General features: G+C 37.3%; 17 protein-coding genes. 1 reads left to right on the top strand and 16 read right to left on the bottom strand.

The genetic code is table 11. The features are described 5' to 3' along the window. Positions 1 to 30: 30 nt before the first annotated feature. Positions 31 to 561, top strand: a complete 531-nt coding sequence (gene ppa / locus ACFIJW_RS08115; protein ID WP_375633911.1) for an inorganic diphosphatase — start codon at positions 31 to 33, stop codon at positions 559 to 561. 53 nt (positions 562 to 614) lie between these two features. Here ppa and ACFIJW_RS08110 read toward each other — a convergent pair whose 3' ends face one another. The 16 genes from ACFIJW_RS08110 to ACFIJW_RS08035 all read right to left on the bottom strand — a co-directional run. Next, positions 615 to 929 carry a DUF167 domain-containing protein gene (locus ACFIJW_RS08110; protein WP_375618079.1) on the bottom strand — a complete coding sequence of 105 codons (315 nt, stop codon included), beginning with the start codon at positions 927 to 929 and terminating at the stop codon, positions 615 to 617. Positions 930 to 951: 22 nt separating this feature from the next. Next, entirely contained in the window at positions 952 to 1,245 is a 294-nt protein-coding gene (locus ACFIJW_RS08105; RefSeq protein WP_375633909.1) for a YggT family protein, read from the bottom strand. 327 nt (positions 1,246 to 1,572) lie between these two features. Further along, positions 1,573 to 2,133 (bottom strand): invasion associated locus B family protein, encoded by a 561-nt coding sequence (locus ACFIJW_RS08100; RefSeq protein WP_375633907.1) that lies wholly within the window; start codon positions 2,131 to 2,133, stop codon positions 1,573 to 1,575. A 99-nt stretch (positions 2,134 to 2,232) separates the two neighbouring features. Then, positions 2,233 to 2,760 carry an RNA pyrophosphohydrolase gene (locus ACFIJW_RS08095; RefSeq protein ID WP_375633905.1) on the bottom strand — a complete coding sequence of 176 codons (528 nt, stop codon included), beginning with the start codon at positions 2,758 to 2,760 and terminating at the stop codon, positions 2,233 to 2,235. 39 nt (positions 2,761 to 2,799) lie between these two features. Then, positions 2,800 to 4,110 carry a S41 family peptidase gene (locus ACFIJW_RS08090; RefSeq protein ID WP_273790634.1) on the bottom strand — a complete coding sequence of 437 codons (1,311 nt, stop codon included), beginning with the start codon at positions 4,108 to 4,110 and terminating at the stop codon, positions 2,800 to 2,802. Then, positions 4,100 to 5,341, bottom strand: coding sequence for a murein hydrolase activator EnvC family protein (locus ACFIJW_RS08085; protein WP_375634022.1), 1,242 nt, complete (start codon positions 5,339 to 5,341; stop codon positions 4,100 to 4,102). The genes ACFIJW_RS08090 and ACFIJW_RS08085 overlap by 11 nt, the downstream gene beginning before the upstream one ends. A gap of 133 nt (positions 5,342 to 5,474) precedes the next feature. Next, positions 5,475 to 5,957, bottom strand: a complete 483-nt coding sequence (gene rlmH / locus ACFIJW_RS08080) for a 23S rRNA (pseudouridine(1915)-N(3))-methyltransferase RlmH (RefSeq protein WP_375633903.1) — start codon at positions 5,955 to 5,957, stop codon at positions 5,475 to 5,477. 1 nt (position 5,958) lies between these two features. Beyond that, positions 5,959 to 6,345 (bottom strand): ribosome silencing factor, encoded by a 387-nt coding sequence (rsfS, locus tag ACFIJW_RS08075; RefSeq protein WP_375610572.1) that lies wholly within the window; start codon positions 6,343 to 6,345, stop codon positions 5,959 to 5,961. Positions 6,346 to 6,456: 111 nt separating this feature from the next. Continuing rightward, positions 6,457 to 7,050: a nicotinate-nucleotide adenylyltransferase gene (locus ACFIJW_RS08070; RefSeq protein WP_375633902.1), complete on the bottom strand. Its 594-nt coding sequence runs from the start codon at positions 7,048 to 7,050 to the stop codon at positions 6,457 to 6,459. 29 nt (positions 7,051 to 7,079) lie between these two features. Beyond that, complete coding sequence (locus tag ACFIJW_RS08065) at positions 7,080 to 8,336, bottom strand: glutamate-5-semialdehyde dehydrogenase (protein WP_375633900.1); 1,257 nt, start codon at positions 8,334 to 8,336, stop codon at positions 7,080 to 7,082. 45 nt (positions 8,337 to 8,381) lie between these two features. Continuing rightward, on the bottom strand, positions 8,382 to 9,521 hold the full coding sequence (gene proB, locus ACFIJW_RS08060; protein WP_375633898.1) for a glutamate 5-kinase: 1,140 nt from the start codon (positions 9,519 to 9,521) through the stop codon (positions 8,382 to 8,384). A 1-nt stretch (position 9,522) separates the two neighbouring features. Further along, entirely contained in the window at positions 9,523 to 10,548 is a 1,026-nt protein-coding gene (gene obgE / locus ACFIJW_RS08055) for a GTPase ObgE (RefSeq protein WP_375633896.1), read from the bottom strand. A gap of 160 nt (positions 10,549 to 10,708) precedes the next feature. Continuing rightward, positions 10,709 to 11,446: an RlmE family RNA methyltransferase gene (locus ACFIJW_RS08050; protein ID WP_375618088.1), complete on the bottom strand. Its 738-nt coding sequence runs from the start codon at positions 11,444 to 11,446 to the stop codon at positions 10,709 to 10,711. 29 nt (positions 11,447 to 11,475) lie between these two features. After that, the gene (locus tag ACFIJW_RS08045; protein ID WP_375633894.1) at positions 11,476 to 12,786 is read right to left on the bottom strand and encodes a Ppx/GppA phosphatase family protein; all 1,311 of its coding nucleotides are present in this window, start codon (positions 12,784 to 12,786) and stop codon (positions 11,476 to 11,478) included. A gap of 909 nt (positions 12,787 to 13,695) precedes the next feature. Further along, on the bottom strand, positions 13,696 to 14,298 hold the full coding sequence (locus ACFIJW_RS08040; RefSeq protein ID WP_375633892.1) for an invasion associated locus B family protein: 603 nt from the start codon (positions 14,296 to 14,298) through the stop codon (positions 13,696 to 13,698). Continuing rightward, a partial coding sequence (locus ACFIJW_RS08035; protein WP_375633890.1) for a YadA-like family protein occupies positions 14,295 to 14,592 on the bottom strand: 298 nt, incomplete at its 5' end. The genes ACFIJW_RS08040 and ACFIJW_RS08035, both read right to left, overlap by 4 nt.

Below are 14,592 nucleotides of genomic sequence, written 5' to 3'. Positions count from 1 at the left end.
GCCTCACTATATTCCAGAAAGGATGTCTCTATGAATATTAAGGAAATACCCGTAGGCAAAAATCCACCAGAAGATATTAACGTTATTGTGGAAGTCTCCCTTGGTGGTCAACCAATAAAATATGAGATGGATAAAAAGTCGGGTGCATTATTTGTTGACCGTTTTCTTCATACATCAATGGTTTATCCTGGAAATTACGGTTTTGTCCCTCATACGCTTTCAGATGATGGTGATCCTATTGATGTTCTTATCTGTAATACCCGTCCACTTATGCCTGGTTGTGTTATCAATGTTCGCCCCATCGGAGCTCTAATGATGGAAGATGATGGTGGTAAAGATGAAAAAATTATTGCCATTCCCACTACAAAATTAACAAAACGCTATATCAATATTCATGACTATACAGATCTGCCCGAGATTACACTCAAACAAATTGAACATTTCTTCAAGCATTACAAAGATCTGGAACCTGGAAAATGGGCTAAAATTGAAGGATGGCGTGATAAAAACTTTGCTCATGAATTAATTAAGCAAGCTGTTGAGCGCAATAAAAAAGTATAACGATTTTAATAAAATAAAGCCTATAAAAAAATAGGCTTTGTTATTTATTTTTTCTACGAGATGTAATCTCTAAAGGATTGCCATATCTGCTTTAGCTCTTCTAAATGTGTTGAAAAGTAAAGTTGTTTGTAGCGAGATATTGCGCCGCTTTTCAGAGAAATAGAAGAAGATGGGATTTTCCACTGCTTCGCAAGAAATTTAATGAGAGCTTTATTCGCTTTTCCATCTTCAGGAACAGCCCGAAGGCGTATAACCAGATATTGTTTTTCACCATCCCTACATTCAACCCCTATTATTTTGTCAACGGATGATTTAGGAATGAGATATACAAACAAAATCAAGTTATTTTCATCAACTTGATAAAACATGTATTCGCCTCAAGTAATATTTCTATAAATACATGTTTGCGTAAACGCGCCACATGAAAGTACGAATAAAATAAATAATAATAAAAACTATAATAGGTGAAATATCAATTGTTCCAAAATTTGGTAAAATTTGCCGGATACGGCTTAGAATGGGATTTGTAAGACGATATAGAAAGCTTCCTATCAAAACAACAAAGCGATTGCGCGAATTTATGATATTAAAGACATAAAGCCAAGAAAAAATGACACTAGCGATTAAAATATCAATATAAATCTCAAAAATCAAATCAATCGTTCGAAGCAATGCATAAATCATGCGTCATCCCTTTCAATCAAGGAAACAGAAGAGCGTATAGAAAACCTTCATTAAAGCAGGTCTGTGTATCAAAAAATGGTTTTATATTTCAATACTCTTTTTTCTTGAATAAAAACCAGACATCTAAATTCTTCATCTCTCTATTTAATGACGATGCAGTTAGAAAACAAATATCAAAATTAAAAATAGCACATAAAATAGAAGAAACAGCAAAAAATCTGAATATTCCTTAATAGGATTAATCTTAAATCTCATCGTTTTAATTATTAATTATAAAAAACAAACAAACTAAAAGCGGCCTTTTAAAGTCCGCTTTTAGTTTTAAAATTATTTCTGCAAAGCAGTCAAACGATTAAGAGCACTGCTAAAACCATCTAGCTGAACAAATAAATCATTCAAAGCTGGTTCACCTGCAGCAGCAATTGTCATCGCCAACTTTAACTTTTTTCCAGAACGTAAAGCTGCTACGTGATTTTTGTCAAAAACGACAGGAACTACACAACCTGCTGGTACACAAGTCCGGATACCGGTTTCGATAACAGCTTTTCCCTCATCAACTTGTAAACGAACAGGCTTAGAAACCAAAATGCCAAAAGGAACTGTTAAATTACCAGATACAACACCCTCAGCATCGAGAGTAAGTCCCATAGCCACAACAACACGCCCCTGCTCATTCACTTCTTGACGGTGCATAAAACAAATTCTTTTTCCTTCTTGTATACCACAGTTAATAGTCCACAAACCGTAGGTTTCAGTCAAAGAAGAAGCTCCATTTGGCAATGTCGCTGCCGCATCTTTTGATGCAGGAGGCTTTGAACTTGTTGCAAATGCAACAGATGAAATACTCAAGAGAGTAAAAACTATAAGTAAATTAAATAACTTTTTCATTTTATATTCCTGTTCTTTACATAAAAGATAAACATGTTTATTATTTATTATAATATAAAGCATCTTAATAAAAAAAGCTTTCTCATAATCATATAGCTTTTATAATGGTCTAAGGCTACCTCGAAATTCGCTGACAATTTTCGTATAAACGTGCTTTTTAAAAGAAACAGCAATCAACGGAAGGGTTTCTAGATCAATCCATTTCCATTGATCGAATTCTGCTTTATTGCCATCTGGTGGCGGATTAATCGCAATTTCAGAAAGCTTTCCTGTAAACTGGAAAGCAAACCATTTTTGTATTTGCCCACGATATTTATTTGTTAATGTGCACCCAATAAGTTCTTGTGGAAAATCATAATGGAACCAATTTTGTGCTTCTTTAATCAACTTTACAGATCGAATACCCGTTTCTTCATAAAGTTCACGATATGCCGCATCTAATGGTTTTTCATCTTCATCAATCCCTCCTTGAGGAAGCTGCCAACGATGAGATATGTCAATATCTGCATCTGCATGAATGGGCATCATTAAACGACGCCCAACCCACACTTTCCCCTCATGATTAAAGACAACAATCCCAACACATTTGCGATATGGAAGAATCTTCAAATTAATATCTGCATCCATTTAATATTCCTCAAAATCGCAAGCTATAGATATCAATTCTCACTTTAACACATCCTTATTGGGATCTGGTGGAAATGCTGCATTTGCCATTTCACCTCGTAACAGTTTATAGGCCTCATTCAATTGAATATCATCTTTAGGGTCTTTGGGAACAAAAGCAGCTGAACCAGATCCTTTATTACTTTCTCGTTTTCCTTTGATATGTCCTTTTAATGCAGACTCACCAACTTTTACATCATAACCTTTATATTTTTCAGGAAGTGGTTGCTCTACAATAATATCAGGCGTAATCCCTGTTCCTTGAATAGAAGTGCCTGATGGCGTGTAATAAAGTGCTGTTGTTAAGCGTAAAGCCCCATTTTCACCCAAAGGAATAATTGTTTGAACAGATCCTTTACCAAAAGACTGCGTCCCTAAAATTGTTGCACGACGATGATCTTGCAATGCACCCGCAACAATTTCAGAAGCACTTGCTGAACCACCATTAATAAGAACAATGAGCGGTTTTCCATTGATGACATCACCTGGCTTCGCATCAAATCTTGTCACATCACTCTTTTTGCGCCCACGAGTCGACACAATTTCACCTTTATTGAGAAAAGCACTCGAAACATTAACAGCTTGATCTAAAAGCCCACCCGGATTAAGCCGCAAATCAAGGACGTAACCTTTTAGCTTATCTTCAGGAATTTTAGATTGGATATCTTTAATTGCCGCTAGAAGATTATTTAATGTCTGTTCAGAAAACTGGATAACTCTTAAATATCCAATATCACCCTCAACCCGATATTTCACCGCTTTTACTTTGATAATATCACGAACAATCTTCACTTCAAATGGCTTATCAACGCCAGAACGAATAATTGTTAAGGTAATTGGTGTTCCAGGAGCACCTCGCATCTTATTAACAGCTTCATTCAATGTTTGACCATTCGTTTGTACATCATCAATTTTTGAAATAAGGTCTCCTGCTAGAATACCTGCTTTTGAAGCGGGAGTATCATCCATTGGTGAAACAACTTTAATTAAGTTTTTTTCCATAGTGACCTCAATACCAAGACCTCCGAACTCTCCTTTCGTAGAATCCCGCATATCCTTGGCTTCTTCAGCATTCAAATAAGATGAATGAGGGTCCAGTGATGTGAGCATGCCATTGATAGCATTTTCAATAAGCTTTTTATCATCTGGAACTGTAACGTATTGCATACGCACACGCTCAAAAACATCGCCAAATATAGCTAGCTTTTTATATGCATTATCTTCATTATTCGCAGCAACAGACTGCACCATAATCATTGAACAGGCGCCGAGCAATACCCCAGCGACCAAAAGAATAACTTTACGAATCATTTTGGCTCCTTCTTATTTTTTCAGTCTGCCACCAAGGAGTTGGATTTACAGGTTTTCCCTGCTTTCTAAACTCAATGTAAAGCATTGGAGAAGTTTTTCCTATATCCAATGCAACACTGTTTGAAATAAATTGCATCTCCATTATACCCAGAGGCTCACCTGAAAGAACAAACTGCCCCTGTTTTACATTAATTCTCGACATTCCAGTAAAAATGATATGATAACCATTTCCAACATTGAGAATGATTAAATGTCCGTAAGAACGAAATGGCCCAGCAAAAGCAACAAAAGCATCCACAGGTGAAATAACAACAGCTCCTGACTCTGTTTCTATCGTTTCACCAAAGCGCGTAATCTGCGAACTTTTGTTAGAGTGATGTATTCTTTTTCCTGAAACAGGAAAAAGTAAAGAACCTTTTCGGCTTTCAAAATTGGACTGTTCTAACAATTGTAAACTTTTCCGTACCTGTACTGATGCATCAGAGCTAAGTTTTGACTGACGATCGAGCTCTAAAATCAATTCTTCCAAAGACTGCGCTTTTTTAGCAAGAGCAATATTTTTTTGTTGCTGTTCTGTAAGTTCTTTTTCTGATTTTTTTTGTAGTTTGTTTTTTTGGTCTAATAAAAGCTCTAGACGTTTTCGCTGCTCTGCTTGATTTTGCAGTTTTGTCTTTAATGCCGTATATTCCGTAGTAATGGAATTACTCAAATTGGTCAACTCCTTGAGTTCCCCTTTTAAATCTCGTGTTTTCTCTTGCATCTGAGGAATAACAGTACCTAATAAAACAGAACTACGTATAGAAGCCAACGCGTCTTCTGGCTGTATCATAAGAGCAGGAGGCGGATTCAATCCCATACGTTCCAAAATTGCAAGAACTTCCGCAAATTCAGCACGACGATTTTTTAAACTTTGATAGACTTGTACCCGCTTTTCTATCATTTTTTTAAGCTTTTCTTCCCTTTTAGCAATATCATCTGCTACTATACGTTCTTCTTTAGCCGCCTTTATGAGTGCATCACTCAAAACACGTTGATCTTTTTTTAAATGCTCAACTTGATGCATAAGAAAAGTAACACGCTCACGCGAAAGTGAAATATTTTGGCGAATTTCTCCCAATTCTTTATGTACTTCCGTACTCCTCATTTCTTCCGCATGCGATACAGAAAAGCAAAAAAACATACTCAAGAGCAGAATGACAAATATGACGCACTCCTCATATAAATATAGCATCTTTCTATGAAGAAGCTTTTTCATTTGCAAAAACCATGACACCTCATCGTATACATTAGAGATGCTTTAAATGGTGTCAGCTAAAACAATATTAATAAACATATAAATAAGTGCTAAAAATTGAACAAAAATATTAAAAACGATGATACGGATGATTATTTTCAATTGTTACAGCGCGGTAAAGTTGTTCTGTAAGAAGAATACGTGCAATTTGATGTGGCCACGTCATCAAACCAAAAGATAAAAGAAAATCAGCACGCTTCCTTATTTGTTCATTATGCCCATCAGGTCCTCCCAAAGCGATGACGACATCTCGAATGCCCTCATCACGATAACACCTCAATTTTTCAGAAAAAGAAGTTGAAGAAATCGATTCTCCACGCTCATCTAACACAATTAATCGACATTTTTCAGGTAAAAATTCAATAAGTTTTCTCCCCTCTTCATCCATACGTTGACAAACTGTTTGAGCACGACTTTCTGGTATCTCTTGTAACTTTTTTAAATGCAAGCCTACATCTCCAGAAATTTTAGAAAAACGATCCAAATAATGCTGAACTAATTTTTGCTCCGCCCCACTTTTCATACGACCAACCGCAAAAACAGAAATTTGCATTTTAATGATCTCCGAAGAGAAGCAAAGCCGTATCGTTTAAATCCGGCGTCATCCATATTTTTTCTAAATTATAAAAAAGACGAATTTCTGGACGAAAAAGATGAATGATAATATCACCTGTATCAATCAATACCCAGTCACCTCCAGCAAGCCCTTCTACACGCGCAAGCCCCTGCCCACTATCTTTCCAAGTATGTAATAAATGATCAGCAACAGACGATACATGACGCTGCGAATTTGCTGAAGCTATGACCATATAATCAGCCAAAGATGACTTCCCTCGAATATCAATAGCAACAATATCTTCTGCTTTTGTATCTTCTAAACTCTTGAGAATAACTTCAAGACTCTCACTCACAGAAAAAACTTTTTTTTCTTTTGAAGGCATAATATTGTAAGAGTGTTTGTGTGCAACGTTTTTCAGATCAATATCCTTTCTTATCGTTGTGGAATCTAAAAAAGAGACTTCTCTAAAGAGAAGCAGAATCTTATGAAATGTTCAAGAAAAATCATTCTTCTTCAAACGAAGGTTTGTTGAAGACTGAAAAGATAAAGGTCCATGCAAATAAGTCCAAACTGGTGGCTTGATAAAAGGTAATCGCTTACTTTCTCTCTCATCCAAACGAAAACGGCGATAAATATGTGCCATAGGAGAAGAAAGTGCTGACCGATTTCCTAAAGGACGATCAATAATCGCAATAGGAAGCATAGAGACGATATCATGCCATCGATACCAATGATGTATCGTCGCAAAACTATCTGCCCCCATAATCCATACAAAATTTACGCCACTGTAATGGGTAAGAATATGAAAAATCGTATCTACTGATACTTTACTCCCTATAGCCTGTTCAAAACCTGTTAAGCAAATTTTTGGATGGTCAATAAGTTTAAAACTTAATTGCATTCTCTCCTCTAAAGAGAGCAACTGTGTACAATCCTTTAAAGGATTTCCTGGAGTGATCATCCACCATAACTGATCAAGATGCAAACGCCGAATGGCAATTTTTGCAACAAGAAGATGCCCCGCATGCGGTGGATTAAAGGAACCACCAAAAAGACCCACAACATTAGATCTTTCAACATGTGGCATACAATTTTTCCATGGAAAAAATAATGTTCTCAAGCTCTAACCTGACCATTTCCTTTAACGTGATATTGAAATGATGTTAGCTGTTCAACACCTATGGGACCACGTGCATGCATTTTTCCTGTTGCGATACCAATTTCCATTCCAAAACCAAATTCACCTCCATCAGCAAATTGTGTAGATGCATTGTGCAGCAAAATAGCTGAATCTAAATGATTAAAAAAATTCTTCACCACTTCCAAATCCTCAGCAATAATCGATTCCGTATGTCCTGATGAATAACGCTTGATATGAGCAATGGCTCCCTCAACACCCTCAACTGTTTTAACAGAAAGAATAGCATCAAGATATTCATGCGACCAATCTTCTTCAGAAGCTAATTTGACATCTGGTATAAGAAAAACAATATCTTCTGTGGCGCGAATTTCACATCCCTTCTCCTGTAAAGCAGTTAAAACAGGAAGAAACTTTTTTAATGCTTGGCTGTCAATGAGAACTGTCTCAACAGCACCGCATATCCCTGTTCGCCGCAGCTTTGCATTTAAAACAATATTGCGTGCCATATCTAAATCTGCCGATTTATCAATATAAATATGACAAAGTCCCTCCAAATGAGCAAAAATTGGAACACGTGCATCAGACTGAACGCGGGCAACAAGGCTCTTTCCACCACGTGGTACGATCACATCAATCGCTCCATCCAATCCTTTGAGCATTTCCCCAACGGCAGCACGATCTGTCGTTCCAACCATTTGGATAGCATCTTTGGGTAAACCAGAGCGCTCTAAACCTTGTACCAAAGCTAAATGAAGAGCATGAGAAGAATGAAAGCTATCCGAACCACCGCGCAAAATCGCAGCATTACCTGCTTTTAAGCACAAAGAACTCGCATCAACTGTAACATTGGGACGACTTTCATAAATAATGCCAATCACACCAAGAGGTGTTCGTACACGACTTATATGAAGCCCATTTGGACGTTTCCACGCACTCATAACCTGTCCAACAGGATCAGATAAACGAGCAACTTGACGAACACTGTCTATCATTGCACGTAAACGCAAGTCATCTAATTTTAGCCGATCAATCATTGCAGCTTTCAAATTATTCTGAGCAGCATTCTCTAAATCTTGACAATTCGCCCGTAAAATTTTATCTGACTGAGCCTCTAGACTTAAAGCGATCATTTCTAATGCATTATTCTTTTGCTCAGAAGAAGCAACGGCCAACGCTGCAGCGGCATAGCGTGCTTTTTGTCCCATATCTTTCATTTGTTCTTCTAAAGTCATCGTATTATCCACTCTGCGAAAACAATAAAAACAAAAGTAACTTTTTTAAACAGAATTGATCAAGCAACGTACAATCATATCATTACGATGCACCATAGCAGAGCGCGCCTCATACCCAAGAATAGCTTCAATTTCTTCACTTTTATGTCCTATAATGCGTACAGCCTCATCTTTGTCATAGCTTACAAGTCCACGCGCAATCTCAACCCCATCTGTACCAACAATTGCAACCGTATCCCCACGCTGGAAATTTCCCTCAACGCCAATAACCCCTGCTGCTAATAACGATTTTCCTGTTTCAAGAGCCCTAATGGCTCCTTGATCAATCGTCAAAACACCAGATGGATCTAAATGACCAGAAATCCATGTTTTCCAAGCATTGACAGATTTCTTACTTGCCGCAAAAAAACTCTTGCGTTCACCTTTGTCAATTGCAGCAAGAGGATTCATACGCTTGCCTGAGGTGATAATCATCGCCGTTCCAGCAGCATTAGCTATTTTTCCGGCTTCAAGCTTAGTCTTCATTCCTCCCCGTGAAAACTCTGAAGCAGCAACATCTGCCATTTTTTCGATATCATGCGTAATGGATGCAACAAAAGGTATAAATTCAGCCGTAGGATCACTATGGGGAGACTTTGTATAAAGACCATCAATATCAGATAAAAGTATTAAAAGATCTGCCCCCATCATTGTTGCCACACGTGCAGCTAAACGATCATTATCACCATAACGAATTTCATTTGTCGCAACAGTATCATTCTCATTAATAACAGGTACTGCTCTAAAACGTAAAAGTACATTAATCGTTGCACGTGCATTGAGATAACGCCTTCGCTCTTCCGTATCAAATAAAGTGAGCAAAATTTGGCCTGTTTTGAGCCCATGTTGAGCAAGCGCATCACCATAGGTTTTAGCTAACTCAATTTGCCCCAAAGCAGCACATGCCTGGCTTTCTTCCAATTTCAAAGCCCCCTTAGGAAGCTGTAGCAATGTCCTTCCTAAAGCAATAGCACCTGAAGACACCAACAATATCTCTACACCTTTTTTGTGCAATTCAACAACATCACTAATCAAGCTTTTAAGCCATTCAACCCGTAAACCTGCCTGAGGATCAACCAAAAGGGCAGATCCAATCTTGACCACAATACGTTTATAGTGTGTAAGTTTTTGCGATCCAACAGCCATCTCAATCAACCTTGCTATCCCCACTAATCTCCTCTTTGCGTGACATTTCAATAATATGTGCACCAGCACGCAGCACATTTTCTAAACCTTCGCGGCTAACGGCAGAAAACATCATAACAGGTTGATCCGCAGCTCTTTGCAAAGCTTCCTGTTTCGTTTTACGCTCTTCAATCGTTAGCGTATCTATCTGGCTTAAAGCAATAATTTCAGTTTTATCACTTAGATTATTTCCATATGCCTCAAGTTCACGACGCACAATTTGATATGCTTTTGCAACATCTTCTTCTTGAGCAGAAATCAAATGAAGGAGGACACGACAACGTTCCACATGTCCTAAAAAACGGTCTCCAATTCCCACCCCTTCATGGGCTCCTTCGATTAACCCCGGAATATCAGCCAAAACAAATTCACGACCATCAATTCGTACAACACCAAGATGAGGATGTAGAGTAGTAAAAGGATAATCTGCAACTTTTGGCTTTGCCGCCGTTACAGAAGCTAAAAAAGTTGATTTTCCGGCATTTGGTAAACCAACAAGCCCCGCATCAGCAATTAACTTCAAACGAAGCCATATTGCACGCTCTTCTCCAGCCAAACCTGGATTTGCACGACGCGGTGCCCGATTTGTCGATGTTGTAAAATGAAGATTGCCAAAACCGCCATTCCCTCCTTTTGCAAGGCGATAGCGCTGTCCCACTTCCGTTAAATCACATATTAACGTTGTATTATCTTCTTCAAAAATTTGCGTCCCAACCGGAACTTTAAGGATGACATCATCACCCTTCTCACCCGTCATATTACGCCCCTTGCCATGTCCCCCTGTTTTTGCTTTAAAATGCTGTTGGTAGCGATAATCAATCAGCGTGTTAAGCCCATCAACAACAAGAGCCCAGACATCACCACCCCGTCCTCCATTCCCTCCATCAGTCCCCCCAAATTCTATGAATTTTTCACGGCGAAATGATACTGCTCCAGAACCTCCATTACCAGAACGAATATAAACTTTAGCTTGATCAAGAAATTTCATTGGAAACACTCACTGAGAAATCAATCTCTCTACCTCTATAGGCAATACATTAATTTTACCAGTTTTTCATCATTGATAACAGAAAAACTGTCGCTATCGCTGATAACTCTTTGAGAAAAAAATCATCACATTTAAATAGGTTAAGTAAAGTTAAGTCTTCTTAAAAGAAGGTGCTATTCTTGTATTTTTTTCCCTTAAATTCAAGCGCTAGAAGATAAAGCTCTACTGATTCTGATCGGCTTGCGGGTGGTTTAACATGGTAGACTTTTTTAAAATGCTGTTTTAATCTTGCAAGAAGAGTGTTTTCTGCTCCCCCTTGAAAAGCCTTTACTAAAAAATATCCCCCAGGCTTGAGAACCGAAAGAGCAAAATCAGCCGCAACTTCACATAAATAAATCGTTCTTAAATGATCCGTCTGACGATGACCTGTTGTTGGCGCTGCCATATCAGAAAGAACCACATCCGGTTTTGTCCCTAAAGTTTCAATTAATTTCTGCTGTGCATCTGTATGCAAAAAATCCATTTCCAACATGGCAACTCTAGGTAATGGATCAACATGTAAATAATCAATACCAACAACGCTAGGATCTTCATCACTTGACCCTACTATACGCTCAGCCACCTGACACCACCCCCCAGGTGCTGCTCCTAGATCAATAACCTTTTGACCTTTTTTCAAAAACCTATAGCGCTCATTAATTTCAATGAGTTTATAAGCCGCACGCGAACGATAACCATCTACTTTTGATTGATGGACATAAGGATCATTCAGATGCCTCTCTAACCATCGTCGTGATGAAGCTTTAATGGTTCCTGCTTTCTTTTTTACGCGCTGATATAATTCATGTGACCCTGAGCCTCCATAGCCACCTCTCGGTGTTTTTGTTATTTTTTTCATCGTTATTCATTGTCTCCATATTTAATTCTCTAACGCTTGAAATCTCTGCTCTTTCTATGACGACACCATACTCCATCGCGTAACATCAGCTCTATCAAAATTCCTTCCCTTAATCCACGATCAGCAACTCTTAAACGCTGACTTGGCCAAACTTCCCGAATAACATCTAAAATTGCACAACCAGCTAAAACTAAATCTGCTCTCTCGCGTCCAATAAAAGGACTTATGACACGTTTTTCTATATCCCATGATAATAGGCGTTGTGTCATAAGTGTAATGTCTGCATCATTCATCCAAATGCCATCCACTTTTTTCCTATCATAACGCTCTAAATTAAGATACATTCCTGCTAAAGTTGTAACCGTACCGGAGGTTCCCAAAAGATGAAACTTCGAACCTTGTGCTAACTCTCCTAATTTATGACGATCTGAAAAATTATTTAATAACCCTCGCACATAACTTTTCATTTTTTCAAAATCGTCTAAGCTAATATCATTCCCTCCAAAACGTTCAGCAAGCGTAACAACACCAACAGGAAGAGAAGTCCAAGCGATAATTTGTCGAGCTAAACGAAAAGAACGCTTTTGAGAAACATCAAGTAGCACAATTTCTGATGATCCTCCTCCAATATCAAAAAGCACAATTGCGTCAGTATTTGGTTCAACAAGTGTACTACACCCTGTAACAGCAAAACGCGCTTCTGTTTGCTGATCAACAATTTCCAATTCAAGACCTGTCTCCTCCAAAACACGCTGAATAAAATGTCTACCATTTTCTGCAGAACGACAAGCTTCCGTTGCAATCAAGCGATAACGCTTAATATGCCTTTGTTTTAGCTTTAAATGACAAATCTTTAATGCTTCAATCGCACGATCCATAGCTTGTGTATTAAGAAAACCGTTATTTATTAAACCTTCTCCCAATCGTACAATACGAGAAAAAGCATCAACAACACGAAAATATCCAGGTTTACTGGGAGATGCGATAAGAAGACGACAATTATTTGTTCCGAGATCAAGTGCCGCATAAAGAGGTGGAGATTTTACTGGATGGAACCGTCGAAGAAAAGGTGCTTTGAGTTTTTTTGTTTTTTGAGCACCTATCATTATCTGACTATGAAACTCAAAAGCTGCCTCAGATTGAACAAAAATCTGTTTCTGTTCATAATGTTTTTTTCTCTGTTGTCTCTTTATATCAACAAGGATAGAGTATGCCTCTGTTCGTGACAATGCAGAATGATTATTTGTATTACTACCGCACTGATCATACAACTGATCTGCTTTGGTATCGTATATTTCTCCTCGTTTCAATTCTTTTGAACCATAATTTAACGGGGTCATTTCCCTTATCCCTTGAGCGTTTCCCCCAATAAATAAACGCGAAAACTCTTCTGCTCATTTCTAAATAAAGCAATAATGCAGCATCAAATGATAAATACAAGAAATCACTCTTTCTTTTCCTATCATTAAAATTTTCTACACTAGCATCATTCAGATTTTTATATAATCTTTCGGTTGTTTCCGTAAAATCATGTTTCTCTTTATGAACTTAAAACTATAAATTAATCGTTTACGTTCACATCAATTTTTATAAATTATGCTCTTTTCTTTATACCATTTACACGGAGCACACCTCTATTGTAACAAACCTACACTATCATACTATTTACTGACTCTTAAGGTTACAACAACCTATACATTAGTACGGTTTATAAGAAAAATTTTTTTAATCTCGTTATCCACACACGAGCCTCGTTTGTTATATGCAATGAAATGGCTTTGATTATGCTGAAATAAAAGTTCTGTAGTACCACAAACTGCAATTACAATAGCTGTTATTTTGTGAATACCAATAAAAACTATCGTTCAAAAAAATCTCTAGAATTATAAATTTATCTGAAAAATATTAATGCATAATCAGACCGCTTTAAAAATCCATTTGAAGCTTAAAAAAAGAATTTAGTCTACTCATTATTGTAAGGAATAAATCGAGTATTTCTAATCTTTTTTACTTTTAATAAATAACGAAATAACTCTTTAAGCTTTATGGAAAATACTAACTTGATTTTCTATTACATATAAAGAACCTATTGTATCTTTACATTCATAAAACTCTCACTCTTTCCAATAAGTCACCTCGATATCATATTATATAAAAATTATTACTTATTTGACCTTATAATTTACACTCAAAAATATAATACAACGATTTATGAAAAAATGAATCTTATTAAAAAGACTCGATGGATTCTAAGGACGTAAAGAATTAAGTGCCGCATTTAACCCTTTAAATGGTACAGTAAAAGAAAATACCTTTCCTTCTTTAATTTTATAGGAAATACGTACCTTATTGTTCTGCTCTATTTGTCTAGTCAAAACCGGACCTACAGGTGATTGTGCCAAACAAACCGTTTCATTACATTGCGTATAATGAATAAGAACAGGTTTTTTGACATCTTTTACAAACATTTGAATCGGAACATTTATATCAGAATTTGGCAATGTTCGAAAAAGCATCACTGCTTGACCACTTGTCGTAGAAACAAGAGACCAACTAAAAATGGTATTTCCTTCTTGATCATGAACCGTCTGTGTCACATTACATATACCTTGCTTATGTTTCAGCTTTTGTTTTTCGTCACAAATCAAAGTCCAATCATAAAACTGCATAATAATTCGACGTGTTTCGCCAGGTTCTCCCTTAGGTATCGATAAGCGCGGTGGATGCACTGTATAAATATTATTGTTCTCGTTGGCAAAGCTTTCGCTCTTGCCTATTAAGGCAAGAGCAAACAGAACCTTTACTAACATACTTCTCGTTTTTACAATAACAGCTATTTTTTCTATTATCATCTCAACCTCAGAGTAATTCCAGCGCCTATTCCCCAATGACCTCCAGCACTTGTCACAGATACATTCGAGCGAATATTTCCATCTTCAGATGTATAACCAGCACCAATAGCAAATGCAGATTGACTGCGCCATAAACCACTCCCAAATGAAACACTTAAAGATCCTGGTATATCATAGTAACGTAAGTTGGACACCGCTAGACCAATAGCAGCAGCTTGTCTTGCTTCCTTGCGAACATCCTCAATAGCATAATTCAATGTCTCAAACTTCATATCCGTATACGAATTAGCCTCA

Source organism: Bartonella sp. MM97QHHN (assembly GCF_042194285.1).
Classification (GTDB): Bacteria; Pseudomonadota; Alphaproteobacteria; order Rhizobiales; family Rhizobiaceae; genus Bartonella.
The sequence above is the reverse complement of the archived record's forward strand: the minus strand, read 5'-3'. Positions and strand labels throughout refer to the sequence as shown.

Excerpts from the sequence above, each read along its gene's own strand:
- ppa (WP_375633911.1), top strand. The coding sequence starts at position 31 with ATGAATATTAAGGAAATACCCGTAGGCAAAAATCCACCAGAAGATATT.
- ACFIJW_RS08110 (WP_375618079.1), bottom strand. The coding sequence starts at position 929 with ATGTTTTATCAAGTTGATGAAAATAACTTGATTTTGTTTGTATATCTC.
- ACFIJW_RS08105 (WP_375633909.1), bottom strand. The coding sequence starts at position 1,245 with ATGATTTATGCATTGCTTCGAACGATTGATTTGATTTTTGAGATTTAT.
- ACFIJW_RS08100 (WP_375633907.1), bottom strand. The coding sequence starts at position 2,133 with ATGAAAAAGTTATTTAATTTACTTATAGTTTTTACTCTCTTGAGTATT.
- ACFIJW_RS08095 (WP_375633905.1), bottom strand. The coding sequence starts at position 2,760 with ATGGATGCAGATATTAATTTGAAGATTCTTCCATATCGCAAATGTGTT.
- ACFIJW_RS08090 (WP_273790634.1), bottom strand. The coding sequence starts at position 4,110 with ATGATTCGTAAAGTTATTCTTTTGGTCGCTGGGGTATTGCTCGGCGCC.
- ACFIJW_RS08085 (WP_375634022.1), bottom strand. The coding sequence starts at position 5,341 with ATGCTATATTTATATGAGGAGTGCGTCATATTTGTCATTCTGCTCTTG.
- rlmH (WP_375633903.1), bottom strand. The coding sequence starts at position 5,957 with ATGCAAATTTCTGTTTTTGCGGTTGGTCGTATGAAAAGTGGGGCGGAG.
- rsfS (WP_375610572.1), bottom strand. The coding sequence starts at position 6,345 with ATGCCTTCAAAAGAAAAAAAAGTTTTTTCTGTGAGTGAGAGTCTTGAA.
- ACFIJW_RS08070 (WP_375633902.1), bottom strand. The coding sequence starts at position 7,050 with ATGCCACATGTTGAAAGATCTAATGTTGTGGGTCTTTTTGGTGGTTCC.
- ACFIJW_RS08065 (WP_375633900.1), bottom strand. The coding sequence starts at position 8,336 with ATGACTTTAGAAGAACAAATGAAAGATATGGGACAAAAAGCACGCTAT.
- proB (WP_375633898.1), bottom strand. The coding sequence starts at position 9,521 with ATGGCTGTTGGATCGCAAAAACTTACACACTATAAACGTATTGTGGTC.
- obgE (WP_375633896.1), bottom strand. The coding sequence starts at position 10,548 with ATGAAATTTCTTGATCAAGCTAAAGTTTATATTCGTTCTGGTAATGGA.
- ACFIJW_RS08050 (WP_375618088.1), bottom strand. The coding sequence starts at position 11,446 with ATGAAAAAAATAACAAAAACACCGAGAGGTGGCTATGGAGGCTCAGGG.
- ACFIJW_RS08045 (WP_375633894.1), bottom strand. The coding sequence starts at position 12,786 with ATGACCCCGTTAAATTATGGTTCAAAAGAATTGAAACGAGGAGAAATA.
- ACFIJW_RS08040 (WP_375633892.1), bottom strand. The coding sequence starts at position 14,298 with ATGATAATAGAAAAAATAGCTGTTATTGTAAAAACGAGAAGTATGTTA.